At 72.0% G+C, this 21,123-nt stretch carries 19 protein-coding genes; 7 read left to right on the forward strand and 12 right to left on the reverse strand.

The window, feature by feature from the left end:
• The first annotated feature begins 24 nt into the window (after nucleotides 1–24).
• From ACIPSJ_RS05895 to ACIPSJ_RS05920, 6 genes are all read left to right on the forward strand, one after another.
• Entirely contained in the window at nucleotides 25–1,650 is a 1,626-nt protein-coding gene (locus tag ACIPSJ_RS05895; RefSeq protein WP_401343845.1) for a SpoIIE family protein phosphatase, read from the forward strand.
• A gap of 553 nt (nucleotides 1,651–2,203) precedes the next feature.
• On the forward strand, nucleotides 2,204–4,948 hold the full coding sequence (lanL, locus tag ACIPSJ_RS05900) for a class IV lanthionine synthetase LanL (RefSeq protein WP_401343847.1): 2,745 nt from the start codon (nucleotides 2,204–2,206) through the stop codon (nucleotides 4,946–4,948).
• 46 nt (nucleotides 4,949–4,994) lie between these two features.
• Nucleotides 4,995–5,150, forward strand: coding sequence for a VenA family class IV lanthipeptide (locus ACIPSJ_RS05905; RefSeq protein ID WP_165939227.1), 156 nt, complete (start codon nucleotides 4,995–4,997; stop codon nucleotides 5,148–5,150).
• Nucleotides 5,151–5,226: 76 nt separating this feature from the next.
• Complete coding sequence (locus ACIPSJ_RS05910) at nucleotides 5,227–6,339, forward strand: ATP-binding cassette domain-containing protein (RefSeq protein WP_401343850.1); 1,113 nt, start codon at nucleotides 5,227–5,229, stop codon at nucleotides 6,337–6,339.
• Nucleotides 6,336–7,220 carry an ABC transporter permease gene (locus ACIPSJ_RS05915; protein WP_401343853.1) on the forward strand — a complete coding sequence of 295 codons (885 nt, stop codon included), beginning with the start codon at nucleotides 6,336–6,338 and terminating at the stop codon, nucleotides 7,218–7,220. The genes ACIPSJ_RS05910 and ACIPSJ_RS05915 overlap by 4 nt, the downstream gene beginning before the upstream one ends.
• A gap of 49 nt (nucleotides 7,221–7,269) precedes the next feature.
• Nucleotides 7,270–7,626, forward strand: coding sequence for a 5-carboxymethyl-2-hydroxymuconate Delta-isomerase (locus ACIPSJ_RS05920; RefSeq protein ID WP_401343856.1), 357 nt, complete (start codon nucleotides 7,270–7,272; stop codon nucleotides 7,624–7,626).
• 66 nt (nucleotides 7,627–7,692) lie between these two features.
• On the opposite strand, the gene ACIPSJ_RS05925 is transcribed toward ACIPSJ_RS05920, so the two are convergent.
• From ACIPSJ_RS05925 to ACIPSJ_RS05940, 4 genes are all read right to left on the reverse strand, one after another.
• Entirely contained in the window at nucleotides 7,693–8,382 is a 690-nt protein-coding gene (locus ACIPSJ_RS05925) for a TetR/AcrR family transcriptional regulator (RefSeq protein WP_401343859.1), read from the reverse strand.
• A gap of 56 nt (nucleotides 8,383–8,438) precedes the next feature.
• Entirely contained in the window at nucleotides 8,439–9,470 is a 1,032-nt protein-coding gene (locus ACIPSJ_RS05930; RefSeq protein WP_401344590.1) for a PDR/VanB family oxidoreductase, read from the reverse strand.
• The gene (locus tag ACIPSJ_RS05935; RefSeq protein ID WP_401343861.1) at nucleotides 9,470–10,375 is read right to left on the reverse strand and encodes a metal-dependent hydrolase; all 906 of its coding nucleotides are present in this window, start codon (nucleotides 10,373–10,375) and stop codon (nucleotides 9,470–9,472) included. The genes ACIPSJ_RS05930 and ACIPSJ_RS05935 overlap by 1 nt, the downstream gene beginning before the upstream one ends.
• Nucleotides 10,376–10,454: 79 nt before the next feature.
• On the reverse strand, nucleotides 10,455–12,383 hold the full coding sequence (locus ACIPSJ_RS05940; RefSeq protein ID WP_401343864.1) for a hypothetical protein: 1,929 nt from the start codon (nucleotides 12,381–12,383) through the stop codon (nucleotides 10,455–10,457).
• 157 nt (nucleotides 12,384–12,540) lie between these two features.
• Here ACIPSJ_RS05940 and ACIPSJ_RS05945 point away from each other — a divergent pair, with 157 nt between their 5' ends.
• Nucleotides 12,541–12,948: a hypothetical protein gene (locus ACIPSJ_RS05945; RefSeq protein ID WP_359225143.1), complete on the forward strand. Its 408-nt coding sequence runs from the start codon at nucleotides 12,541–12,543 to the stop codon at nucleotides 12,946–12,948.
• A gap of 111 nt (nucleotides 12,949–13,059) precedes the next feature.
• Here ACIPSJ_RS05945 and ACIPSJ_RS05950 read toward each other — a convergent pair whose 3' ends face one another.
• The 8 genes from ACIPSJ_RS05950 to ACIPSJ_RS05985 form a co-directional block, all read right to left on the reverse strand.
• Nucleotides 13,060–14,631, reverse strand: coding sequence for a DUF1996 domain-containing protein (locus ACIPSJ_RS05950; protein WP_359225916.1), 1,572 nt, complete (start codon nucleotides 14,629–14,631; stop codon nucleotides 13,060–13,062).
• A gap of 174 nt (nucleotides 14,632–14,805) precedes the next feature.
• A complete protein-coding gene (locus ACIPSJ_RS05955) occupies nucleotides 14,806–15,456 on the reverse strand; it encodes a response regulator transcription factor (RefSeq protein WP_359225918.1) in 651 nt (216 codons plus the stop codon).
• The gene (locus ACIPSJ_RS05960) at nucleotides 15,441–16,721 is read right to left on the reverse strand and encodes a sensor histidine kinase (protein WP_401343869.1); all 1,281 of its coding nucleotides are present in this window, start codon (nucleotides 16,719–16,721) and stop codon (nucleotides 15,441–15,443) included. The genes ACIPSJ_RS05955 and ACIPSJ_RS05960 overlap by 16 nt, the downstream gene beginning before the upstream one ends.
• A 173-nt stretch (nucleotides 16,722–16,894) precedes the next feature.
• Nucleotides 16,895–17,905 (reverse strand): NAD-dependent epimerase/dehydratase family protein, encoded by a 1,011-nt coding sequence (locus ACIPSJ_RS05965; protein ID WP_401343872.1) that lies wholly within the window; start codon nucleotides 17,903–17,905, stop codon nucleotides 16,895–16,897.
• A gap of 66 nt (nucleotides 17,906–17,971) precedes the next feature.
• A complete protein-coding gene (locus ACIPSJ_RS05970; protein ID WP_355729705.1) occupies nucleotides 17,972–18,562 on the reverse strand; it encodes a winged helix-turn-helix domain-containing protein in 591 nt (196 codons plus the stop codon).
• A 118-nt stretch (nucleotides 18,563–18,680) separates the two neighbouring features.
• Nucleotides 18,681–18,803: a hypothetical protein gene (locus ACIPSJ_RS05975; RefSeq protein ID WP_355729704.1), complete on the reverse strand. Its 123-nt coding sequence runs from the start codon at nucleotides 18,801–18,803 to the stop codon at nucleotides 18,681–18,683.
• A 258-nt stretch (nucleotides 18,804–19,061) separates the two neighbouring features.
• The gene (gene glnII / locus ACIPSJ_RS05980; RefSeq protein WP_359225926.1) at nucleotides 19,062–20,093 is read right to left on the reverse strand and encodes a glutamine synthetase; all 1,032 of its coding nucleotides are present in this window, start codon (nucleotides 20,091–20,093) and stop codon (nucleotides 19,062–19,064) included.
• 287 nt (nucleotides 20,094–20,380) lie between these two features.
• Nucleotides 20,381–21,097, reverse strand: a complete 717-nt coding sequence (locus tag ACIPSJ_RS05985) for a hypothetical protein (RefSeq protein WP_401343877.1) — start codon at nucleotides 21,095–21,097, stop codon at nucleotides 20,381–20,383.
• Nucleotides 21,098–21,123 lie beyond the last annotated feature (26 nt).

Consider the following 21,123-nt stretch of genomic DNA (forward strand, 5'->3'; position numbering starts at 1 on the left):
CGGCGTTGTCCAGGGGCTGGGAGAATGGACGTCAACGGCAAGCTGACAGACACGACCGTCCTGGTCGTGGACGACGAGCCCGCGAGCCGGTTCGCGATCGGCACCGTGCTGCGCCGGGCCGGGCACGAGGTCGTCGCGGTCGGCGGCGGCGCGGAGGCGCTCAGCGAACTCGACGTACGGCTGCGCAAGGGCCATCTGCCCGACGTGGCCCTCATAGACGTGCACCTGCCGGACATGAGCGGCTTCGAGCTGTGCCGCCGGCTCAGGGAACGGCCGCACATGGCCGGGCTGCCCGTCGTGCACTTCTCCGCTCTCTCCGTCGCCCCGGCGGACCGCTGCCCGGGACTGGACACCGGGGCCGAGGCGTATCTGACGGTGCCCGCCGAGCCGGAGGACATCGACGCGGCCGTCCGGGCCGCGGTCCGCGCCGCCCGGCTGCGCGCCGACGACCAGGCGCTGGTACGGCGGCTGAAACTGCTGTCGGAGACGATCGTCTCCATCCAGGCGGCGCGCTCGCTGCACGAACTGGCCGACGCCGCCGCGGACGGCGCCGCCCGCCTCCTGGGCACCCCCGCCGCCGTCTTCGTCCTCGACCAGGACGACGAGCTGTACCGCGGCCTCTGCCGGGAACGCACCTCCCTCGCCCTCCCGGACGAGGGCGCCCACCGGGAGGTGGCCGGCCTGCTGCGGCGGCTCACCCGGGGGCAGTCCGGGGTGCGGATCACCACCGTGCCGGCGCCGCTGTGGCCCACCGGGTTCTTCCGGCCGGGCGTCCAGCACGACGCCCGGCTGACGCTGGTCCTCACCCAGGACGGCAAGGTCCCGGTCTGCCTGGCCACGCCCACCCGCGGGCAGCGCAGGATCAACCCCGAGAACGAGGCGCTGCTGGCCCAGCTGGCCCAGGCCACCGCCCTCACCGCCGAGCCCCTGCTCATGTACCAGGTGGAGCGGCATGTCGCGCTCACCCTCCAGCACAGCTTCCTGCCCCGCCCGCACCAGCTGCCCGAACTGCCGGGCGTCGACATAGCGGTGCGCTACGAGCCCGCCTCCCAGGAGACCGAGATCGGCGGCGACTTCTACGCCGCGCTCCGGGTCGGCGACGAGGTGCTCACCGCGGTCGGGGACGTCGTGGGGCACTCGCTGGAGGCGGCCACCGTCATGGTCGAGCTGCGGCACGCGCTGCGCGCCTACTGTCTCGCGGAGAGCGACCCGGCCGCGCTGGCCGAGCGGCTCGACCAGCTCCTGCAGCACTACCACGCCGAGGTCACGGCCACCGTCTGCCTGGCCCTGATCGATCCGGCGACCGGACGCACCCGCATCGCCAACGCGGGCCACATCCCGCCGCTGATACTCGGCGAGGACGGCAGCGCCGAGTACGTCAAGGCGTCCGGTCCGCTGCTGGGGGTGGGCCTGCCCCACCCGCCGCCCACCGAGCTGGTCCTCCAGCCCGCCGACCGGCTCCTCATGGTCACCGACGGCCTGATCGAGACCCGGGGCACCGACCTCACGGTCTCGATGGAGCACCTCCGCTCCGCCGCCGTCGGCGCCCTGCCCGGCCTGGACGCCCTCTGCGACACCCTCCTCGCCTGCTTCGGCCGCGACCGCGAGGACGACGTCGCCCTGCTGGCGCTGAGCCTGGCGCGGAGCTAGGCCGGCCTCCCCGGCACACCCGTCGCACCGCCGACTCACCTCGATGCCAATGGAATTGAGGTGATCATCGAGCTGCGCCCGTTTCCGTTATGCCGAAACCGAGCGGAATCGAGCGGAGCCGAGCGGAATCGAGCGGAATCGAAAGATGCGCGGGAAGTGGTACCGAGATCGAAATGGCGGATCGGTCGATAAAGAAGGAAGGAATGCCTCCTCTTTGTCGTCGATGGCATAGGATCCGCTGTGGAAGTTGAGGTCAGCGTGTCACCGCAGGTCTCCTGAATCCCTCTTTACCGCCGGGATTTGATTCAGAGTTAATTGGTGCACACTGTTTATTGTTCCGGTGTACGGCCGGCCGCGCCGGTCGAACGCGTGGATTATTTTCCGGTGTGGTCGCGTTTATACGCCTCCATTCGCGCCGGACTGCGCCACCTATTGTCGATGCGACACCGTGCGCTCTCACGCGGCAAATGACTTACGGCGGGCACGTGTTGTACGTTTTTTCTCGCCGAGGAGAAATTCCAGCCAGCGGTTCTCGCCGTTGAGAGGGACACGCATGACGAGTCACGCAACCGAAGTCGACCTCGAAAGTCTGCTCCGCCGGGCGTTACAGACCACAGGCGCCGACGCCCGTTGGACGGCCGACGTACACGAGATGTGGTGCCTCCTTGTGCACCAGTCCGGAATGCAGCGCCGGCAAGGCTGGAAATTGCACGTCTCCGCGACGTCCGCCTCCGCACCGGAAGTGCTGGAGAAGGCCCTGGAAGTGCTGCTCCGCGAGGATTCGGGATTCAAGTTCGTCCGCTCGCTCGAACAGGTGAGCGCGCTCAATTCCCGCGCCACGCCACGGGGGAGCTCGGGCAAGTTCATCACCGTATACCCGTCCTCCGACGAGGCCGCGGCGCGGCTGGCGCTGGAACTGCACAAGGCCACGCTGGGACTCGCCGGCCCCCGGATCCTGTCCGACCAGCCCTATGCCCCGAACAGCCTGGTGCACTACCGCTACGGCGCCTTCGTCGGCCGGCGGCGGCTTTCGGACCAGGGACTGCTGGTGTGGTTCATCGAGGACCCGGACGGCAATCCCGTGGAGGACAGGCGCACCGGACAGTATTCTCCGCCCGCCTGGGCGGTCAGCCCCTTTCCCGCCGCGGTGCCTTCGCCACCACGCCAAAAGAAGCCGGCCGGCGGCCCGGTGCTGCTCGGCGGCCGGTTCTCGGTACGGGAGGCGATCCGGCACACCAACAAGGGCGGTGTCTACCGCGGGACCGACGTCACCACGGGCGCACCCGTGGTGATCAAGGAGGCCCGGCCGCACGTCGAGGGCGACGCGTCCGGCTCCGACGTCCGCGACTGGCTGCGGGCCGAGGCCGCGACGCTGGAGAAGCTCAAGGGCACGGGGCTGGCGCCGGAACCGCTCGCCATGTTCGAGACGGGCGGGCACCTGTTCCTCGCCCAGGAGGAAGTCCCGGGCATGCCGCTGCGCAACTGGGTCGCCGAGCGCTTCCGCGACGTCGGCGGCGAACGCTACCGGGCGGACGCGCTCGCCCAGGCCGGACGGCTGGTGGAGCTGGTCGCGGCGGCCCACGCCCACGGCTGCGTACTGCGGGACTTCACGCCCGGCAACGTCATGGTCCGCCCCGACGGCGAACTGCGCCTCATCGACCTGGAGCTCGCCGTCCTGGAGGACGACGCCCCGCTCCCGACCCGGGTGGGGACCCCCGGCTTCAGCGCCCCCGAACGCCTCACGGACGCTCCGGTCTCCCGGACCGCCGACTACTACAGCCTCGGCGCCACCGTCTGCTTCGTGCTCGCCGGGAAGGTGCCGAACCTGCTGCCCGAGGAACCGGCCGGCAGGCCCGACGAACAGCGGTTCGCCGACTGGCTCGCCGCCTGCGACGAAACGTTGCGTCTGCCGCCCGGCCTGCCGGAGATGCTCCTCGGACTGATGAAGGACGACCCCGACGGACGCTGGAACCCCGCCAGGGCACGCGCCGCTCTCCACCCGGCGGACCCGGCACGGCCGCAACAGCCCGCCGACGGTCTGGCACGGCCGGGGCAGCCCGCGGCGGGGACGAAGCAGCCCGAAACCGGCCCGGGGAGTTCCGCCGCAGGGTCGGTGCGGACGGGCGATCCGGGGGTGGGGACGCGGGTCACGGTTGCCGGGATGGTGGACCACCTCGTCGATTCGATGACCCCGGACGACGGCCGGCGGCTGTGGCCCGTGTCCACCCTGGCCGGGGAGACCGACCCCTGTACCGTGCAGCAGGGCGCGGCGGGCGTACTGGCGGTCCTCACCCGGTACTTCGAGCTCACCGGCGACCCCCGGCTGCCGGAGGCGATCTCCGCCGCGGGCCACTGGATCGTCGACCGCACCGACACCCGGTCCATCCGCCCCGGCCTGCACTTCGGCGGCCGCGGTATCGCGTGGGCGCTGTACGACGCCGGACGTGCCGTCGACGACCGCGCGCTCACCGACCACGCCCTGGCCCTGGCGCTGGCCCCACTGGAACCGACGCCCAGTCACGACATCACGCACGGCTGCGCGGGCAGCGGACTCGCCGCCGCCCACCTGTGGCACCGCACCCGTGACCCGCGCCTGGCCGAACTGGTCGTGGACGCGGCCGACCGGCTGGCCGCCGCCGCACAGCCCGAGCCGTCCGGAGTCAGCTGGCCCGTCCCCGCGGAAGCCGTCTCCGAAGAGGCCGGCAAGCGCTACCTGGGCTTCGCCCACGGCTCGGCCGGCATCGGCAGCTTCCTGCTCACCGCCGCGGCCGTCTCCGGCCGGCCGGAACACCTGGAGCTGGCCCTGGCGGCGGGCGAACACCTGGTGGCCCACGCCGTACCGGTCGGGCACACGGCCCAGTGGCCGGCCCAGGCCTCGGACCCGCCCACGGCCCCCTACTGGTGCCACGGTTCGGCGGGCATCGGCTCCTTCCTGGTCCGGCTCTGGCAGCGGACCGGGGACAAACGATTCGGCGAACTCGCCCGCGGCGCCGCGCACGCCGTCGTGGAGCGCGCCTCCCGGGCCGCCGTCGCCCAGTGCCACGGCCTCGCGGGCAACGGCGACTTCCTCCTCGACATGGCCGAGGCCACCGGCGATCCCGCCTACCGGGCGATGGCCGAGGACCTGGCCCGCCTCATCGTCGCCGAACGGGCCCACCGCGGCAGCCACGTCGTCTTCCCCAACGAGTACGGGGACGTCTCGACGAGCTGGAGCGACGGCTCCGCAGGAATCCTGGCGTTCCTCCTGAGGACCCGCCACACAGACTCCCGGCACTGGTCCGTCCAGCAGCCGGGATGAGCGACAGGCACCCACCTGTCGCAACCGCTCACAGAAGGAGAAAGTCATGGAGAACCAGGCCCTTGAGCTGCTGGCCGAGCTGCACGCCCTTCCGGAGACCGACCCGGTCGACTTCGACGGAGCATCGTTCTCCGGGACGTGCGCGTGCGTCGGCCTGCTGACGCTGCTCAACACGGTCTGCGTCGGCATCAGCTGCGCGTAACCGAGAACCTCCGGCCGGTGGGCGCCCTCGGGCGGCCACCGGCCGGAGCCGCACCCCCGTGGACGAGGACCCGACCATGCAGCCACCCGCCGGTGACGACGCCCGCACCCGGACCACCACGCCGACCGCCGCCGTCCGCCACCCGGACGCCCCCCAGTCCGCCGCCCGGCCGGTGTCCGCCATCAGCACGCGCGGCCTGGTCAAGAGCTACCCGGGCCCGGACGGAACCACCACCCACGCCGTCCGCGGCCTGGACCTGGACGTGCTCGAAGGGGAGACGTACGCCTTCCTCGGCCCCAACGGCGCCGGGAAGTCCACCACCCTCGCCCTGCTGTGCGCGCTGGCCCGCCCCACCGCCGGACGGGCCACGGTGGCGGGCATCGACGTGCTCGGCCGGCCGGACCGGGTCCGCGGCGCCGTCGGGATGCTCTTCCAGCACAGCGCCCTGGACCCGGACCTGACCGCCGAACAGAACCTGTACATCCACGCCCGCCTCTACGGACTGCGCCGCCGCCACGCCCGGCCGCGCGTCGCCGAGATGCTCGACACGGTCGGGCTGGCCGACCGGCGGCGCTCCCCGGTGCGCACCCTGTCCGGAGGCATGCGCCGCCGCCTGGAACTCGCCCGCGGCCTGCTGCACGCGCCCCGGGTGCTGTTCCTCGACGAGCCGACCACCGGACTCGACCCGCACGCCCGCGCCCAGGTCTGGGACCACCTGCGCCTGCTGCGCGACCGGTACGGCTGCACGCTCTTCGTCACCACCCACTACCTGGAGGAGGCGGAGAACTGCGACCGCCTCGGCATCATCGACCAGGGCCGGCTGGTCGCCGAGGGCACGCCCCTCGCGCTGAAGGCCGCGGTCGGCGACGACCGGGTGGTGCTGCGCACCGGCGACGACGCGGCCGCACGACAGGTCGTGGGCCTGACCGCACCGCCGGGCCGCGCCGTCACCCTGGACGACGCGGGGGTGTCCCTGCGGGTGCCCGACGGCAGCGCCTGGATCCCGCGTCTGTGCGTGGCGCTGCAGGCCCACGGCATCGCGGTGCACGCCGCGTCCGCGACACCGCCCACGCTCGACGACGTCTTCTTCCACCACACCGGCCGCAGCATCGACGTCCCCGGGCCGCACCGGACACCGGCCGCCCCCGTCCCGGACGGCCCCACGGCACCGGCCGAGGAGGCCCCGTGACCGCACCCGCCCGCCCGGCCCCGGACACCGCCGCCGAGGCCCCCGACGACCCCGGCTCCACCGACCCCACGCCCCGGGCCCGCCTGCGCCGCGAACTGCGCGCGGTCCACGCCCTGGTCCACCGCGATCTGCTGCGCCTGTCGGTCCAGCGGGTCCACACCGCCCTGATGCTGCTCCAGCCGGTGCTCTACCTCTTCGTCCTGGGCGGCGGCCTGGCGGCCCTGATCCCCGACTCCTCGCTGGGCGTCGGCTACCAGGCCTACCTCTTCCCGGGCATGCTGATCATGACGGTGCAGGCGCCGGCCATCATCGTCGGCATCCGCCTGATCACCGACCGGCAGAGCGGCTACCTGCGCGAACTCCTGCTGGCCCCGGTCAGCCGGTCCACCCTCCTGCTCGGCAGCTGCGCCGGCGGCACCCTCGTCTCCACGGTCCAGGGCGCCGTCCTGCTGGGCCTCGGCGGTGCCGTGGGCCTGCCCTACGACCCGCTCCTGCTGGTCCTGCTGCTCGCCGCCCTGGTCCTGGCCTCCTTCACCATCACGGCCCTGTCCCTGCTGCTGGCCGTGAGCCTCGACCGGCCCGAGATCTTCCAGATGCTGCTCGGCCTGGTGATGATGCCGCTGCTGTTCCTCTCCGGCGGCTTCTTCCCGCTGGCGAACCTGCCGGGCTGGGCCCACACCCTGTCCGCCGTCAATCCGCTCGCCTATGGAGTGGACCTGCTCCGCCGCTGCATCGCGCTGCGGGTACCGCACCAGTCGACCGCCGTGGGCATCGAGTGGGCCGGCCGGCAGCCTCCCCTGCTCCTGGAGGGCGGCCTCCTGCTGGCCGGCGGAGTACTGGCCCTGCTCTGGGCCGCCCACCGCTTCGGCCGCCCCGAATGACGGGCCCTGGCTCTAGGCTGGACCCAGTTGCCGTAGAACAGGAGTGCTCATGCCGCAGATCACCGTCGACTACTCCGCCACGGCGGACGCCGCCTTCGACCGGGCCGGCTTCGCCAAGGCACTGCACACCGCCGTCGTCGAGATCGCGGCCGCCAAGCCCGAGGCCTGCAAGACCCTCTTCCGCGCCGCCGACGCCACGGCCTACTCCTACGACGAGGACGGCGGCCACATCATCGTCCACGTCACCTTCGGCCTCCTCGCCGGCCGCACCGACGAGACGAAGGCGAAACTCACCGAGGCGACCCTGGAGTTGCTGCGCGACCACCTGAAGCCGCAGGGCCACGTCCTCCACGCCTCGGCAGAGGTCAGGGACCTGGACCCCTCGTACCGGAAGTACGAGGGTTAGCTGCAGCGCCCCGAAAGGGGCGCGGGGAACTGCGCGACCAGCCCCCACAGACCCGCAGCCGACGACTCAGCCGGCCAACGCGATGAGCCGCCCCGCCAGATCCGCGAACGGCCCGTCGCCCGGCTCGTCCTGCACCATCCGCTTCACCAGCGCGCTCATCTCCTCGTCGTACGCCGCGCTGACCGCCGTCAGCGCGGCGAAGTCATGGACGAGCTGGATCTCCAGCTCGCCGCGCGGAATCCGGCGGCCGTCCAGCCAGATCAGCGCGGTCGACTCGGCGAGCGAGATCCAGGAGCGGATGACGAGTTCGAGGCGGGCGGGGGCCTCGGTGACCTCCAGATGCGAGAGGATCTGCTCGTAGGCGACCTGCCGCACGGAGTCGATGAGGGCGTTGGTCGCGGAGGAGCCGACCGCCGGGCCGCCGCGCATCAACGCGGCGAAACCGGGCCCGTGTTCGTCGACGAAGTCGAAGAAGCGGCGCATCACCCGCAGCAGCCGGGCCCCGAGCGGCCCCTCCCGCGGCTCGTCGAACCGCTCCGCGAGATCCTCCGAGGCACGCTTCAACGCGGCCTCGTACAGGCTGAGTTTGCCGGGGAAGTAGTGGTAGACCAGCGGCCGCGAGATGCCCGCGGCCGCGGCTATCTCGTCGATGGAGACCTCGTCGGGCGAGCGGCGGCTGAACAGTTCGAGGGCGACGCCGATCAACTGCTGCCGCCGCTCGTCGACTCCCATTCTGCGGCGTACCCCGGTACTCATGCGAACACCTTACCGATCGGATCCGGCCTCCCAGGGACCTGACCCGGCACGGGCGTTCACAGATCCAGCACAAGTCTCCCACTTCGCGCCCGCGATACACAGATCAACATCGAGTCCGCGCGCTCCGCGTCCGTCAGCAGCTCGTCCCGGTGTTCCACCTCCCCTTCCAGCACCCGCTGTTGGCAGGTCCCGCAGAACCCCTGGGCGCAGGAGTAGGCCGTGTCGGGCAGCTCCGCCCGCACCGCCGCCAGCACCGTCGTGTCGGCGGGGACGGTCAACGTCCGCCCGCTGCGCCGGAGTTCCAGCTCGAACGGATGGTCGCCGCCGGTGCCGGTGCGCGGCGCGAACCGTTCGAGCCGTACGGCGGGGAACCGCTCCTCCACCGCCGCCATCAGCCCCTCGGGACCGCAGCAGTACACCGCCGCGCCCTCGGGAACCGTCAGCGCGTCGAGGTCCGGGCGCCCGTCCTCGTCCTCCGCGAGGACCGTGACCCGGTCGTCGCCGGCCAGTTCCGCCAGGAACGGCATCGAGGCCCGGCTGCGCCCGCAGTACAGCAGCCGCCACTCCGTACCCTCCGGCAGGGCCCGCACCATCGACAGGATCGGGGTGATGCCGATGCCCCCGGCGACGAACACGTACGACGCGGCCCCGACGAGCGGGAAGCGGTTGCGCGGCCCGCGCACCTCCAGCTCCATGCCCTCGACCACCTGCTCGTGGACCTCCCGCGAACCGCCCCGCCCGTCCGCGACCAGCCGCGCGGCGATCGTGTACGAGGAGGTGTCGGCCGGGTCCCCGCAGAGCGAGTACTGCCGGACCAGTCCCGAGGGCAGCACGACGTCGAGATGGGCGCCGGGCTCCCAGCCCGGCAACCGCCGCCCCTCCAGGCGCAGTTGCACGACCCCGTCGGCGACCGTCCGGTGCGAGGCGACCAGCAGTCGCAGCGCCCGGGACCGCGGCTGCCCGGAGGTCGGCGGGTCCAGCGCCGGCATCGGCCACAGCGGGGACGCCTCGATCCGGCGCCGCATCGCCCGCTGGACCAGCAGCGCGGCGCCCGCGACGGCGACGACGGTGCGCAGCCTCGGTGTCATCACGCGGCCCCCTTCTCGGCGTGCTCGGCGGCCAGTGCGGCGGGGGAGGAGGCCAGGTAGGCGACGGCCTGCTCGGTGGAGCCCTCCTGGGAGGGGTGGTAGGTGCGGCTGAGGTAGCGCGGGATGGACTTCAGCATGTCGCCGGTGGCCGGCAGCGTGCCGCGCCGGCCCGCCAGGTAGAAGTCCCGGAACCGGGCCTGGCCCTCGGTCAGCGTCGGGTCGTTGGCCATGAAGAAGCGGGCGCCGCGCTGCCACAGGAAGACGATCGCCGTGAACGCCGTCGCCCAGGTCCGCACCCGGCGCCGGTAGCCGCCGTCGAGGTGCACGAAGAGGTCGAAGGCGACCGACCGGTGCTCGACCTCCTCGGCGCCGTGCCAGCGCAGCAGGTCCAGCATCATCGGGTCGGCGCCGCGCCGGTCCAGCTCGTCGGCGTTGAGCACCCAGTCGCCGAGGAAGGCGGTGTAGTGCTCGATGGCCGCGATCAGCGCGACCCGTTCCAGGAGCCACCAGCGCCGGGCCCGCCCGGGCGGCAGCGTCCGGTCGCCGAGCAGCTTCTCGAAGAACCAGTCGACCTGCGCGGTGTACGGCGTCGGGTCGAGTCCCAGCTCCCTGAGGTGGGGCAGCACCTCGTCATGGGCCTGGGAGTGCATCGCCTCCTGCCCGATGAACCCGATGACGTCCTCGCGCAGCCGCTCGTCACGGATGAGCGGCAGCACCTGCTTGTAGACGTGCACGAACCACCGCTCACCGGCCGGCAGCAGCAGATGCAGCACATTGATGGTGTGCGTGGCGAAGGGGTCTCCGGGCACCCAGTGCAGCGGGGTGTCCTCCCAGGCGAAGGACACATTGCGGGCCTTGAGCGCCATGTGCTCGGACGCGACCGGCTGGGGCTGCTTGTTGGACATGGCGTCAATGTACTGACGGGTAGGTCCGCTGAGAACCCCTGGGACGGAGCTTGTTTACACCGATGTCAGCAAGGGGTGCTCAGTGCAGCCCGCTGATCTCGGTCCCGTCCTCCAGCGTCCCCGTCAGGTCGGCCTGCGCCCCCTGCTTCGCCCTGGCCACCAGCTGCGTCCCGTCGGCCGAGGCCGTGACCCCGCCGGTCGCCCGGACCGACGCGGTGTCGCGGCCGCCCGCGGCCAGCAGGTACCACTGCCCGCCCCCAGACTTCCACAGCACCCCGGCCAGCACCTGCGGATCGCGCGGACCGCACGCCGTCACATCGGACCCCTTGGCCGCGACCGCCCCGTACGGGCTGCCCGGCGTCCGGAACTGCGCCAGCGCCACCGTCCCGTCGCCCCGCCAGGTCTCCGCGCGGGTGCACACCCACGCCCCGGTGCCGCCGGCCTCCGGCAGCGTCTGCTCGGCGAACGCCCAGGCGTTGACGCCGCGCACCCCGGCGGAGCGCTCCGCGGCCAGCGAGCAGGCGAACGGCGCCCAGTCACGCAGCCCGGCCGCACCGGACGCCTCGCCGGTGTACCCGGGGCGCCCCGAGGTGAGATGCGCCGGGACCAGCTCGCCGAGGTCGGTGGAGAGCCGGGTGCCGTCCGCGTCGGTCAGCTGCAGCACGTTCCAGGACGTGCACGCCCCCTGCTGCATCGCCGGACTGGCCATCGGCCCGGTCACCCCGTCGGTCAGCCCGAGGTCCATCGCCCCCGAGGTCGGCTTCATCAGGTCCCGCTCGGCCGCCCTGGTCACCCACGGGGCCGTCAGATAGCGGACGTTGCCGTCGGCGCGGCCGAGGACCAGCGCGCCGGCCTCCGCGTCGGTCGCGCCGTCGACACGGGCGAAGTCCAGGGCCGCGCCCGCCGTGCCGTCCTTCGGCTCGGCGTAGCGGGCGATGCGCAGACCGTCGTAGAAGACCACCACCCGGGCGCTGTCGACCACGCCCGCGTACAGCAGCTGGGGCGGTCCGGCGGGGCCGCCGGTCTGGGTGCCCGGGGTGGCCGAGACGCGGACGGTGGCGCCGGGGCGGGCCCAGACGGCGAGGGCGCGGCGCAGCAGCGAGGTGTTGCCGGTGAGGGCGCCGCGCGCGGGCCAGACGGAGAAGTCGGCGCGGGCGGCGGTCCGCCAGGCGGTCGCGGGGATCTTCGTGACCTGGGCGGGGTCCAGGGCCGCCTCGGCGGCCGCGTTCTGGGCGTACGGCGGGGCCGCGGCACCGTCGGCGCCCCAGCCGCCGCTCGGCAGCACGACCAGCGCGCCGCACACCGCGAGCGCGGCGGCCGCGGCCAGCGCGGCCTTGGTGTGCTGGCGGCGCCGCATCAGGTCGGTGGGCCGGGCCTGCAGGGAACAGGGGTCGAACTCGGGAGAGTCCAGCAGCGGATACTCGGCCGGGACGCCGTTCGCCTCGGCGAGCGCGCCCTCCGGGTGCTCGACCCCGGCCGCGCGCAGGATCTTGCGGACGTCGCCGTCGGGGAGCTGCTCAAGACCGCGCAGGGCGTAGGCCGCCCGGGCCGGGCCGGAGAGGGTCGCGAGCCGCTGGTCCAGGGCGAGTTCGTCGGCGCCGCCGGAGCGCGGGAAGAGCCGGAGCCCCCACACCTGGGGCAGCAGCGGCGGCAGCTGGGCGCGCTTGGGCCACGCGCTGAACTTCAGCGGCACGCCCGCCTCCAGCGCCGTACGCACCACTTCGAGGCGGACCAGGGCGTACCCGGGGTCGGTGTCGCGGCCGGTCGACTGGGCCGGGATCACCGGGGCCTGCCGGCGGCTGCGGGGCAGGGCCCGCTGGACCAGGGAGTGTGCGGTCAGCACGCGACGGCCGCGCGCGAGACCCGGCGGCAGCACCAGATAGGCGAGCCGGACCAGCCGCGGGTAGTGCTCGACGAGCGCGGCCTCGGCCTGCTCGACATCGACCGCCGGACCGAGGGCTCCGGTGGCGCCGGCTGCGTGACGCTGGGCTACATGCTGTGACTGCACGTCCTGAAGAACGAGCGACCCGTTGGTTGGTCACCGCCACACAGGTGACACTGCCGTATCCGTATCGGCACGATGTGAGCGCTTCGCGCCCCACAGCCGTATCGAAGGGGACGGGCCCCCGAAGGCACCGGGGCCGGCAATGCGACCGGAGGAACAGATGAGGTTGACCCGACCGATGCTCGCCGTGGCCGGCGCCGTGGCCGTACTGGCGCTGGCGGGCTGTGGATCCGGAGACAGCAAGGCGGAGGTCAAGGTGCCGGCCACGGCGACCGGCAGCCTGGAGAGCCTGGCCGCCAAGGTGAAGTGCACCCCCGACATGCAGATCGACTCCGACGAGGTCCGCCAGGCCATCTGCAAGACCTCCGCCGGCAAGTTCGTCTTCGCCACCTTCGCCACCGACCGCGGCCAGCGCGAGTGGATCAACGACGCCAAGGACTACGGCGGTTACTACCTCGTCGGCCGCAAGTGGGTCGCCGTCGGCACCGACAAGGTGGTCAAGGCGCTGCAGCCCACGCTGGGCGGCTGGGAGGAGATCGGCACCGACCACAGCACGCACACCAGCTAGTTGAGGCCGCGCGGCACTCACGGAAGCGGGCGGACACACGGAAGCGGGCGGTGGGAGAATCCCACCGCCCGCTTCTTCGTGCTACCGGCTACCGGTCAGCCGGTGCTCCGACTACTGGCACTTCTTGCCGGAGTTGATGCAGTTGGCGATGGTGGTCGCCAGGTTGTTCTTGAAGACCGCGATGAAGTCGTCGTGGTCGGTCGCCGACTTGTGCAGCTGCTCCGGGAAGCCGTCCACCGCGTAGGCGTTCTTCACCTGGCCGTTGACGATGCTGGGCTGCGTGACGTTGTAGACCAGACGCATCGTCAGCTGCGGGATCGCCTTGAAGCCGTTACCGCAGACACCGCTCGCCGGGTCCGCGAACGCGACGTGCGTGCGGTGGTTGGCGCTGTCGATGTTCGTGCCGTCCCAGCAGCTCTGGAAGGCGAAGGTGCGGACCACCTGGCTGCCCTGCGGGCAGATCGGGTACTGCTCGGTCAGCTGGACCTTGTTCTCGAAGCCGGTGCAGCTCCAGTGCGCGTTGGCGTTGGCCAGACCGTTGGTCGTGGTCTTGGCGTCACCGGTGATGATGCGCAGGAACTGCGGCATCGCGGTGACCTTGCTGGCCGGGGAGCCGACGTACTTGATCTGCGCCTGGACCGGGGTCAGGATCTTGCCGACGTTGCCCTCGGTGCCACCGCCGGCCGCGTTCTGGTCGAAGTCCTGCGAACCGTCCTGCTCACGGACGACCGGCCAGTAGTACGCCGACAGGTCGCTCTGGTTCTGGCAGCTGGTCTGGTCCGCGATCAGCGTGTCGTTGGTCGCGAACGCGTCGACCTTCTGGTTGCCGACGTAGTCGTGCAGGTGGTGCGCGCCGTTGGTCACGCCGGGCGCCACGATCACGTTGTCGGTGTTGTGGTTCTTGTTCGCGTTCACACCACACCTGGTGGTGAAGGAACCGGTCGAGGCCTGCTGGCCGTTCTGCGGCTTGCCCTGGACGTTCGCGGCGACCTTCGTGATGTCCACGAAGTCCGCGGCGGTCGGGCCGTTGCCGGCCTGTCCACCGATACCCACGTCGACCGGGGTGCTCGCGCTGGCGCTCGGGGCGGCGGTGGCCTGGCCGCCGCCGTTGTTCTGACCGCCGTTGTTCTGGCCGCCATTGTTGTTCTGGCCGTTGTTGTTGTTCCCGCGGCCGCCGTTGTTGCCCCGGCCACCGCCGGCGGTGGTCTGGTTCGCGGTCTGCGTGGTGCAGGCCGCGAGCTGCGCCAGCGAGCTGTTGAACTGCCCGCCGACCCGCGTGATGTCGAGCCGGATCCGGTCGATCGTGGCCGCCCGCTTCTCCTTCAGGGGGCCGACGATCGCGTTCTGCACGAAGTTGGCGTCGTTCGCCTGCGCCTGGCGGGTGGAGGCGAGCCGGGAGTAGGCCTCGGTGATCTGCTTGTCGAGGTTGGCCAGCTCCGTCGCCACCCCCTGCTTGGCCTTGGCCGGCACGCTCGTCAGCTTCTGGCCGACGTCCGGGCAGGCGATGGTCGCGACCGTGGCGGCAGCGGCTTTGGTGTAGTTCTGGGCAGAGTTGTTCGACTCGTGAGCCGAAGCGTTCATCTGCGCCCAGAGCAGCCCGCCCCCGCCAAGCGCTATGGCCGCCGATGCGGCAATGGCCTTGACGGCCAGCGGCGAACGGCGTTTGCGTATGTTGCGTCCCATGGAACTCCTCAGACCTTCCTTGCGGGGCGGCATCGAGGCGCCCGACAGGAGTGAAGCGGCGCCTTCTCATACGCACCTCATCTCAGAGGTGTTCAGCCGCCTCACAAATTCATCAGAGTTTTGTTACGCACTTGCGGCACAACTACCGTTTGAGCTGCGGAAGTTCCGGGAAAATCAGCGATCGCGGTCCAGGTAGGCCAGCACCGCCAGGACGCGCCGATTGTCGTCGTCCGACACCTCAAGTCCGAGTTTGGTGAAGATGTTGGAGGTGTGTTTGGCGATGGCCCGTTCCGTGACCACGAGCTGCGCGGCGATCGCCGCGTTCGAACGGCCCTGCGCCATCAGCTCCATGACCTCCAGCTCGCGCGCCGTCAGGCCGCCGAGCGGCCGGTCGTCCGCCCGCCGCGACAGCAGCTGCTGGATCACCTGCGGGTCCATGGCCGTACCGCCGGCCGCGACCCGCCGTACCGCGTCCACGAACTGCTCCGCGTCGAACACCCGGTCCTTCAGCAGATAACCGACCCCGCCACTGCCGTCCGCCAGCAGCTCCCGCGCGTACAGCTGCTCCACGTGCTGGGAGAGCACCAGCACCGGCAGCCCCGGCCGGTCCCGCCGCGCCCTGAGCGCGCACTGCAGCCCCTCGTCGGTGTGCGTGGGCGGCAGCCGTACGTCCACCACGGCCACGTCCGGCTCCAGCTCGGCCAGCGCCCGGGTGAGTTCGGGGCCGGACTCGACGGCGGCGGCGATCTCGAAGCCGTAGGCCTCAAGCAGCCGGACCAGCCCATCCCGGAGAAGGAACAGGTCTTCGGCTAGGACAACGCGCACGGGATCTCCATGGTGACCATGGTGGGACCGCCCGCGGGGCTGCTGACGGCGAGGACGCCGTCGAATGTACCCAGTCGCCGCTCGACCCCGGCGAGCCCGGACCCGGCGCCGATCACCGCGCCGCCCCGGCCGTGGTCGGTGACCGTCACACGCAGCATGCCGCCCCCTTCCTCCACGTGATGCACGTCGACCCAGATCCGGTCGGCGCCGGAGTGCTTGACCGCGTTGGTGAGCACCTCGCTCACCGCGAAGTACGCGGCCGACTCCACCGGCGCGTCCGCCCGGCCCGGCAGCTCCACCGTCACCTCCGTCGGCACCGGCAGCCGCAGCGCCAGCGCCCGTACGGCGTCACCGAGCCCGCGCTCGGCCAGCACCGGCGGATGGATCCCCCGGACCAGGTCCCGCAGCTCGCCCAGGGCCTCCACGGACGCCTGCCGGGTCTGGGCGAGAAGCCGCTTGGCCTGCTCCGGATCCCGGTCCATCAGCATCTCGACGGTCCCGAGGTCCATGCCCATGGCGACCAGCCGAGCCTGCGCCCCGTCGTGCAGGTCCCGCTCGATCCGGCGCAGCTCGGCCGCCGAGGTGTCCACGGCGTCCTTGCGGGTCTCGGTCAGCACCCGTACCCGCTCCACGAGTTCGCCCTTGCCCGGGTCGAGGACGGCGGCGGTGAGCCGGAAGTGGGCGGTCAGCAGGGCCGGGGTGTAACGGAAGGCGACGACGAGGACGACGGCGCCGAGCGCGGCGGCGGCCAGCGCGGTCGGCTGGTCACTGACCGGCACGAACTCGTACCAGTACGTCTCCCCGTCCGCGAGCACCCGCCACAGCCCGGCCGCCAACGCGAACCCCTCGACCGCGTAGACCAGCAGCACCGCCGGCAGCAGCGCGGTCACGAACCCGGCCGTCATGTCCACCGGCAGCCACAGCAGATCCCGCCAGACCTGCCGGTCCTGGATCATCGCCAGCGTCCGGGTCCACGGGTTGGCACCCTCCGGGACCGCCCGGTACCCCGACCGGATCCGCACCCCGCACCACTCGTACGCGAGCCGCCGCCGCACGTCCGCCACGTCCCGCACCCCGCCCAGGACCCACGGCGTCGTGACCACCCCGACGCCGATCGGGATCAGCGCGAGGGAGATGGCGGTCAGCGTGAAACAGAGCACCGAGACCGGCAGGATCACCAGCGCCAGCACCAGCCCCCGCACGGCGGCCGGCAACACCTCCCGCGCTCTCGCCCGAAAGCCGCCACCGTTCGTGTTCGTCGTCATGGCGCCAGTCTCGCGGACCACCTGGAGAGAGGTCACTGGCCCAAACCCCCGTCCACGGAGGTGGTGCCAGATACACCCCCGTGACTACAGCGCCCCGTCAGGGGCGCGGGGCCGTGCCAGACATGCGGCTCCGCCGCGTGGGCGCGACCAGCCCCCACCGGCCCGCACACTCATCACAACCCACCCCCCGACACCCCCAACACCCGCGCTTCGACCTCCGGGTCCAGCCCCGGCGCCGTACGATCCGCCCGCACCGGCCCCGCACCCCCGACCTCCCGCAGCCAGCGCCACGTGTCCGCCACCGTCTCCTCCACCGGCCGGCACACCAGCCCCGAGGCCAGCGCCCGCGTCACGTCCGCGCGGTGCACACCGTCGTACGACTCGCTGCCCTGCGGCACCCACACCGGCAGCTGGGTCCACGGCTCGATGCCGGCCGCGAGGATCGGCTCCGGGTCCGTCCAGCGCAGCTCGGCGTCCGAGCCGGTGACCCGCCGGCAGGCCTCCAGCAGCCCGCCCATCGTGGTGATGCCGCGCGGGCCGATCAGGTTGTACGGCCCGGACAGGCCCCGCTGGACCGCGCCGAGGGTCCACTCGGCGAGATCACGGGCGTCCACGAACTGGACGGGCAGCTCGCGGGGGCCCGGCGCCAGCACCGGGCCCCCGCGAGCGATCCGGTTCAGCCACCACGGCAGCCGGCCGACGTTCTCGTACGGCCCGAGGATCAGCCCGGCGCGTACGAGGACCGAGCCGTCCGGACCGAAGGACTCGACGGCGGCCAGCTCACCGCCCCGCTTGTCCTGCGCGTACTCGGTCTGCTCCGCGTCCGCCGCGGCCCCCGTCACCAGGGTCGCCTCCTCGGTGTAACCGGCCGGGCGCGGCCACGCGTACACCGAGAGGCTCGACACGTACGCGTACCGTCCGGCGCGGCCCCGCAGCAGCCGCGCCGTGTCCCGTACCGCCCGGGGCGCGGCCGACCAGGTGTCCACGACCGCGTCCCACTCGGTGCCGTCGTCGAGGGCGGCGAGGCCCCCGGGCGTGGTGCGGTCGCCGTGCAGCGACCGCACCCCGGGCGTGGGCCGGTTGCGTCCCCGGTTGAGGACGGTCACCTCCCAGCCGCGCCCGAGCGCCGCCTCGACGACCGACCGTCCCACGAACTCCGTACCGCCCAGCACAAGAAGTCTCATGCCGGTGATCGTGCCCGGCCGCGGCGCCCGGGGGAACGGGACTCTGCCGAGGGCAGAGCGGGTTCCTCAGCGGCCGGTCGGCGGGGTGTACTTGTAGCCGACCCGGCGCACCGTCTGGATCGCCTTGCGGTGCTCCGCGCCGAGCTTGCGGCGCAGCCGGGCGACATGGACGTCGACCGTGCGGCCGTCGCCGACATGGCCGTAGCCCCAGACCGTGGTGACCAGCTGGTCGCGGGTGTGCACCCGGTTCGGGTGCGTCACCAGATGGGCGAGGAGCTCGAACTCCAGGTAGGTGAGGTCGAGTTCGCGCCCGTCGACCTGGGCGGTGCGCTGCGCGGTGTCGACGGTGACGAGCGGCCGCGGGCCGCCCTGCCCGGCCGCCGGGTCCGGCGCGGCGGCCGGCTCCGGGCGGTCCGGGACGGCGACCGGCAGGAACGGCGGCTGCTGGTCCGCCGGGACCAGCACCAGGTAGCCGATCATCGGCGGCTGGCCCGGCAGGGTGGGCAGGGTGTGCTGCGGGGCGGGCAGCCAGGTGGCGCCCGGCGGCAGCAGGTCCGTCATGTCCACGACCTCGTCCCGGTCGACGGCACGCAGCCGGTGCCGGGCCGGTGAGGAGGCGAGGGCGGGAGCGGGGGAGAGAGAACGAGTGGTCGCCATGAGACGTCAGCTCTTTCGCGCGAGGAGTTCGTCGGTCGGGACGACGGCCGCGATTCGTGGTCGGGCGCGCCGGGGACGTACTGCGTTCCGCGCTGGCCGAAGGCCGGGGTGTACGGCTTTAGAGGGCCCGCGCGTTCATCGCGCGGCAACACACCCGGTCGAAGTCGTGGTGCTGACGGGAAGGCCAGAACGGCTCCAGGTCATGGCGACCCGTCGCGGTGTCCTTCTGGAAGCTGGCCATGGGCCCATTGAAGCAGACACAGCCCGGAAACAGGACCCTCCTCTCACTGCTTGGACGCCTCCTTGGCGAGATGTTGACGCTGCCCGCCCCAGCCCATCAGGCGTTTGTGCCTGGTCGGCCGGATGGGACCGATCCCCTTGTCCGGACCGCCGTCCCACACTGCGGACGGACCGGCGGCGGTGCGGACGCGCGCACGGGCATACGGAAGGGGCGCCCACCGCGTACGGTGGGCGCCCCTTCCGGCGAACTGTCCGTGGATCAGACCTGGTCGGCCTTCTCCAGGGCGGAGCAGCAGGTGTCGACGATCAGCCGCGTCACGACGTACGGGTCGACGTTGGCGTTCGGACGGCGGTCCTCGATGTAGCCCTTGCCGTCCTTCTCGACCTGCCACGGGATACGCACCGAGGCACCGCGGTTGGAGACGCCGTAGGAGTACTCGTTCCACGGGGCGGTCTCGTGCAGACCGGTCAGGCGGTCGTCGATGCCGGCGCCGTAGTTCTTGACGTGGTCGAGCGGCTTGGAGCCCTCGCCGAGCGACTCGCAGGCGGTGATGATCGCGTCGTAGCCCTCGCGCATCGCCTTGGTGGAGAAGTTGGTGTGCGCGCCGGCGCCGTTCCAGTCGCCCTTGACCGGCTTGGGGTCGAGGGTGGCGGAGACGCCGAAGTCCTCGGCGGTGCGGTAGAGCAGCCAGCGGGCGACCCACAGGTGGTCGGAGACGTCCAGCGGGGAGACCGGGCCGACCTGGAACTCCCACTGGCCGGGCATGACCTCGGCGTTGATGCCGGAGATCGCGAGGCCCGCCTTCAGGCAGTTGTCCAGGTGCGCCTCGACGATCTCGCGGCCGAAGATCTCGTCGGCGCCGACACCGCAGTAGTAGCCGCCCTGGGGGGCCGGGAAGCCGCCCTCGGGGAAGCCCAGCGGACGGGACCCGTCGAAGAAGGTGTACTCCTGCTCGATGCCGAAGATCGGCTCCTGCGCGGCGAACTTCTCGGCGACCTCGGTCAGCGCGGCACGCGTGTTGGAGGAGTGCGGGGTCATGTCGATGTCCAGGACCTCGCACAGGACGAGGATGTCGTCACCGCCGCGGATCGGGTCCGGGCAGGTGAAGACCGGCTTCAGCACACGGTCCGAGGAGTGCCCCTCGGCCTGGTTCGTGGACGACCCGTCGAAGCCCCAGATCGGCAGCGCGTCGAGACCGGCGGGGGCGCCCGAGATGATCTTCGTCTTCGAACGCAGCTTGGCCGTCGGCTCGGTGCCGTCGATCCAGATGTACTCAGCCTTGAAGGTCACGGGCCACATCCTTCGGGGGTGGGTCGGGCGCACATGCGGGTGCTGCGGCGCTACGGCACTGGGGCGCCAGCGTTGATGTGCGCGAGCCTGTCAACAGGCGATTTCCCGATCATTGCTCGAATGTGAACCCCGTGTTACCTGGTGGTTCTGTGGCGCGACTCACGTTGTGAGGCCGGTGCGGGCGGGGTACGGAGCCCATTTCGGACGCCGTGATGTCGTCCGCGCGCGGCGGCCGCCGGCTTTCCCTCCGTGAAAGCCGGCGACCGTGCCTCGGCGTGTTGTTCGGGTCAGCCGACCTTCTCGATCACGGCGCGGCGGATCAGGAACTTGCCGGGTTCCCGGACCTGTTCGAAGGCCGCGTTGTTGAGCAGCACGCAGCTGCCGGAGACCGAGGTGACCTTCACCGTCGTGGACTTGTTGTTGTCCAGGTTGGTGACCTTCAGCGTGGTTCCCGCCGGGAACTGGTTGCTGGAGGCGGCAGGCGCGCCGGCCTCGCCGGAGAGCGTGACGGTCGAGCCCTTGCAGACCTGCTGACCGGAGGCGGCGGCACCCCCGGTGTTGCCGGTGTTGCCGGTGTTGCCGGTGGCCGCGCTCTTCGAGGGCGCCGGCGTGGCCGCCTGCTGCCCGGTCTGACCGGTCTGGCCCGTCTGCGTCCCGTTCGCCGCCTGGGAGCCCTGAGCCGACTCCCCAACGACGCAACCGGACGCCTTCTGCTGGACCTTGATCTGCTCGATGACCGCCTGCCGGTTGGCGATCCGGGCCGCCGACTGCGCGTCCGGGTTCGCCTGTTGCCCGGCGATGAACTTCTCGTTGTTGCCGAGGGCCGTGGCCAGCCCCGAGCAGACGGTCGAGTCCGCGGCCGACGACAGCGTCCTGGCGTTCTGCGGTGTCTGCGCGGCGTTCGAGGTGGACGCCAGGGCGAAGGCCCCGCCGCCCGCCACCGCGGCGGCGCTGACCAGCAGTGCGACCTTCTTCTTTCCGCTGAGTGTTCTCCTACGCGACATGCGCGCCTCCTGAGGAAGTGGGGGAG

Source organism: Streptomyces sp. NPDC090088 (assembly GCF_044747345.1).
GTDB lineage: Bacteria > Actinomycetota > Actinomycetes > Streptomycetales > Streptomycetaceae > Streptomyces.

What these genes read in the sequence shown, in the direction of transcription:
- ACIPSJ_RS05895 (WP_401343845.1), top strand. Translation starts at nt 25, where the DNA reads ATGGACGTCAACGGCAAGCTGACAGACACGACCGTCCTGGTCGTGGAC.
- lanL (WP_401343847.1), top strand. Translation starts at nt 2,204, where the DNA reads ATGACGAGTCACGCAACCGAAGTCGACCTCGAAAGTCTGCTCCGCCGG.
- ACIPSJ_RS05905 (WP_165939227.1), top strand. Translation starts at nt 4,995, where the DNA reads ATGGAGAACCAGGCCCTTGAGCTGCTGGCCGAGCTGCACGCCCTTCCG.
- ACIPSJ_RS05910 (WP_401343850.1), top strand. Translation starts at nt 5,227, where the DNA reads ATGCAGCCACCCGCCGGTGACGACGCCCGCACCCGGACCACCACGCCG.
- ACIPSJ_RS05920 (WP_401343856.1), top strand. Translation starts at nt 7,270, where the DNA reads ATGCCGCAGATCACCGTCGACTACTCCGCCACGGCGGACGCCGCCTTC.
- ACIPSJ_RS05925 (WP_401343859.1), bottom strand. Translation starts at nt 8,382, where the DNA reads ATGAGTACCGGGGTACGCCGCAGAATGGGAGTCGACGAGCGGCGGCAG.
- ACIPSJ_RS05930 (WP_401344590.1), bottom strand. Translation starts at nt 9,470, where the DNA reads ATGACACCGAGGCTGCGCACCGTCGTCGCCGTCGCGGGCGCCGCGCTG.
- ACIPSJ_RS05935 (WP_401343861.1), bottom strand. Translation starts at nt 10,375, where the DNA reads ATGTCCAACAAGCAGCCCCAGCCGGTCGCGTCCGAGCACATGGCGCTC.
- ACIPSJ_RS05945 (WP_359225143.1), top strand. Translation starts at nt 12,541, where the DNA reads ATGAGGTTGACCCGACCGATGCTCGCCGTGGCCGGCGCCGTGGCCGTA.
- ACIPSJ_RS05950 (WP_359225916.1), bottom strand. Translation starts at nt 14,631, where the DNA reads ATGGGACGCAACATACGCAAACGCCGTTCGCCGCTGGCCGTCAAGGCC.
- ACIPSJ_RS05960 (WP_401343869.1), bottom strand. Translation starts at nt 16,721, where the DNA reads ATGACGACGAACACGAACGGTGGCGGCTTTCGGGCGAGAGCGCGGGAG.
- ACIPSJ_RS05965 (WP_401343872.1), bottom strand. Translation starts at nt 17,905, where the DNA reads ATGAGACTTCTTGTGCTGGGCGGTACGGAGTTCGTGGGACGGTCGGTC.
- ACIPSJ_RS05970 (WP_355729705.1), bottom strand. Translation starts at nt 18,562, where the DNA reads ATGGCGACCACTCGTTCTCTCTCCCCCGCTCCCGCCCTCGCCTCCTCA.
- ACIPSJ_RS05975 (WP_355729704.1), bottom strand. Translation starts at nt 18,803, where the DNA reads ATGGCCAGCTTCCAGAAGGACACCGCGACGGGTCGCCATGACCTGGAG.
- ACIPSJ_RS05985 (WP_401343877.1), bottom strand. Translation starts at nt 21,097, where the DNA reads ATGTCGCGTAGGAGAACACTCAGCGGAAAGAAGAAGGTCGCACTGCTG.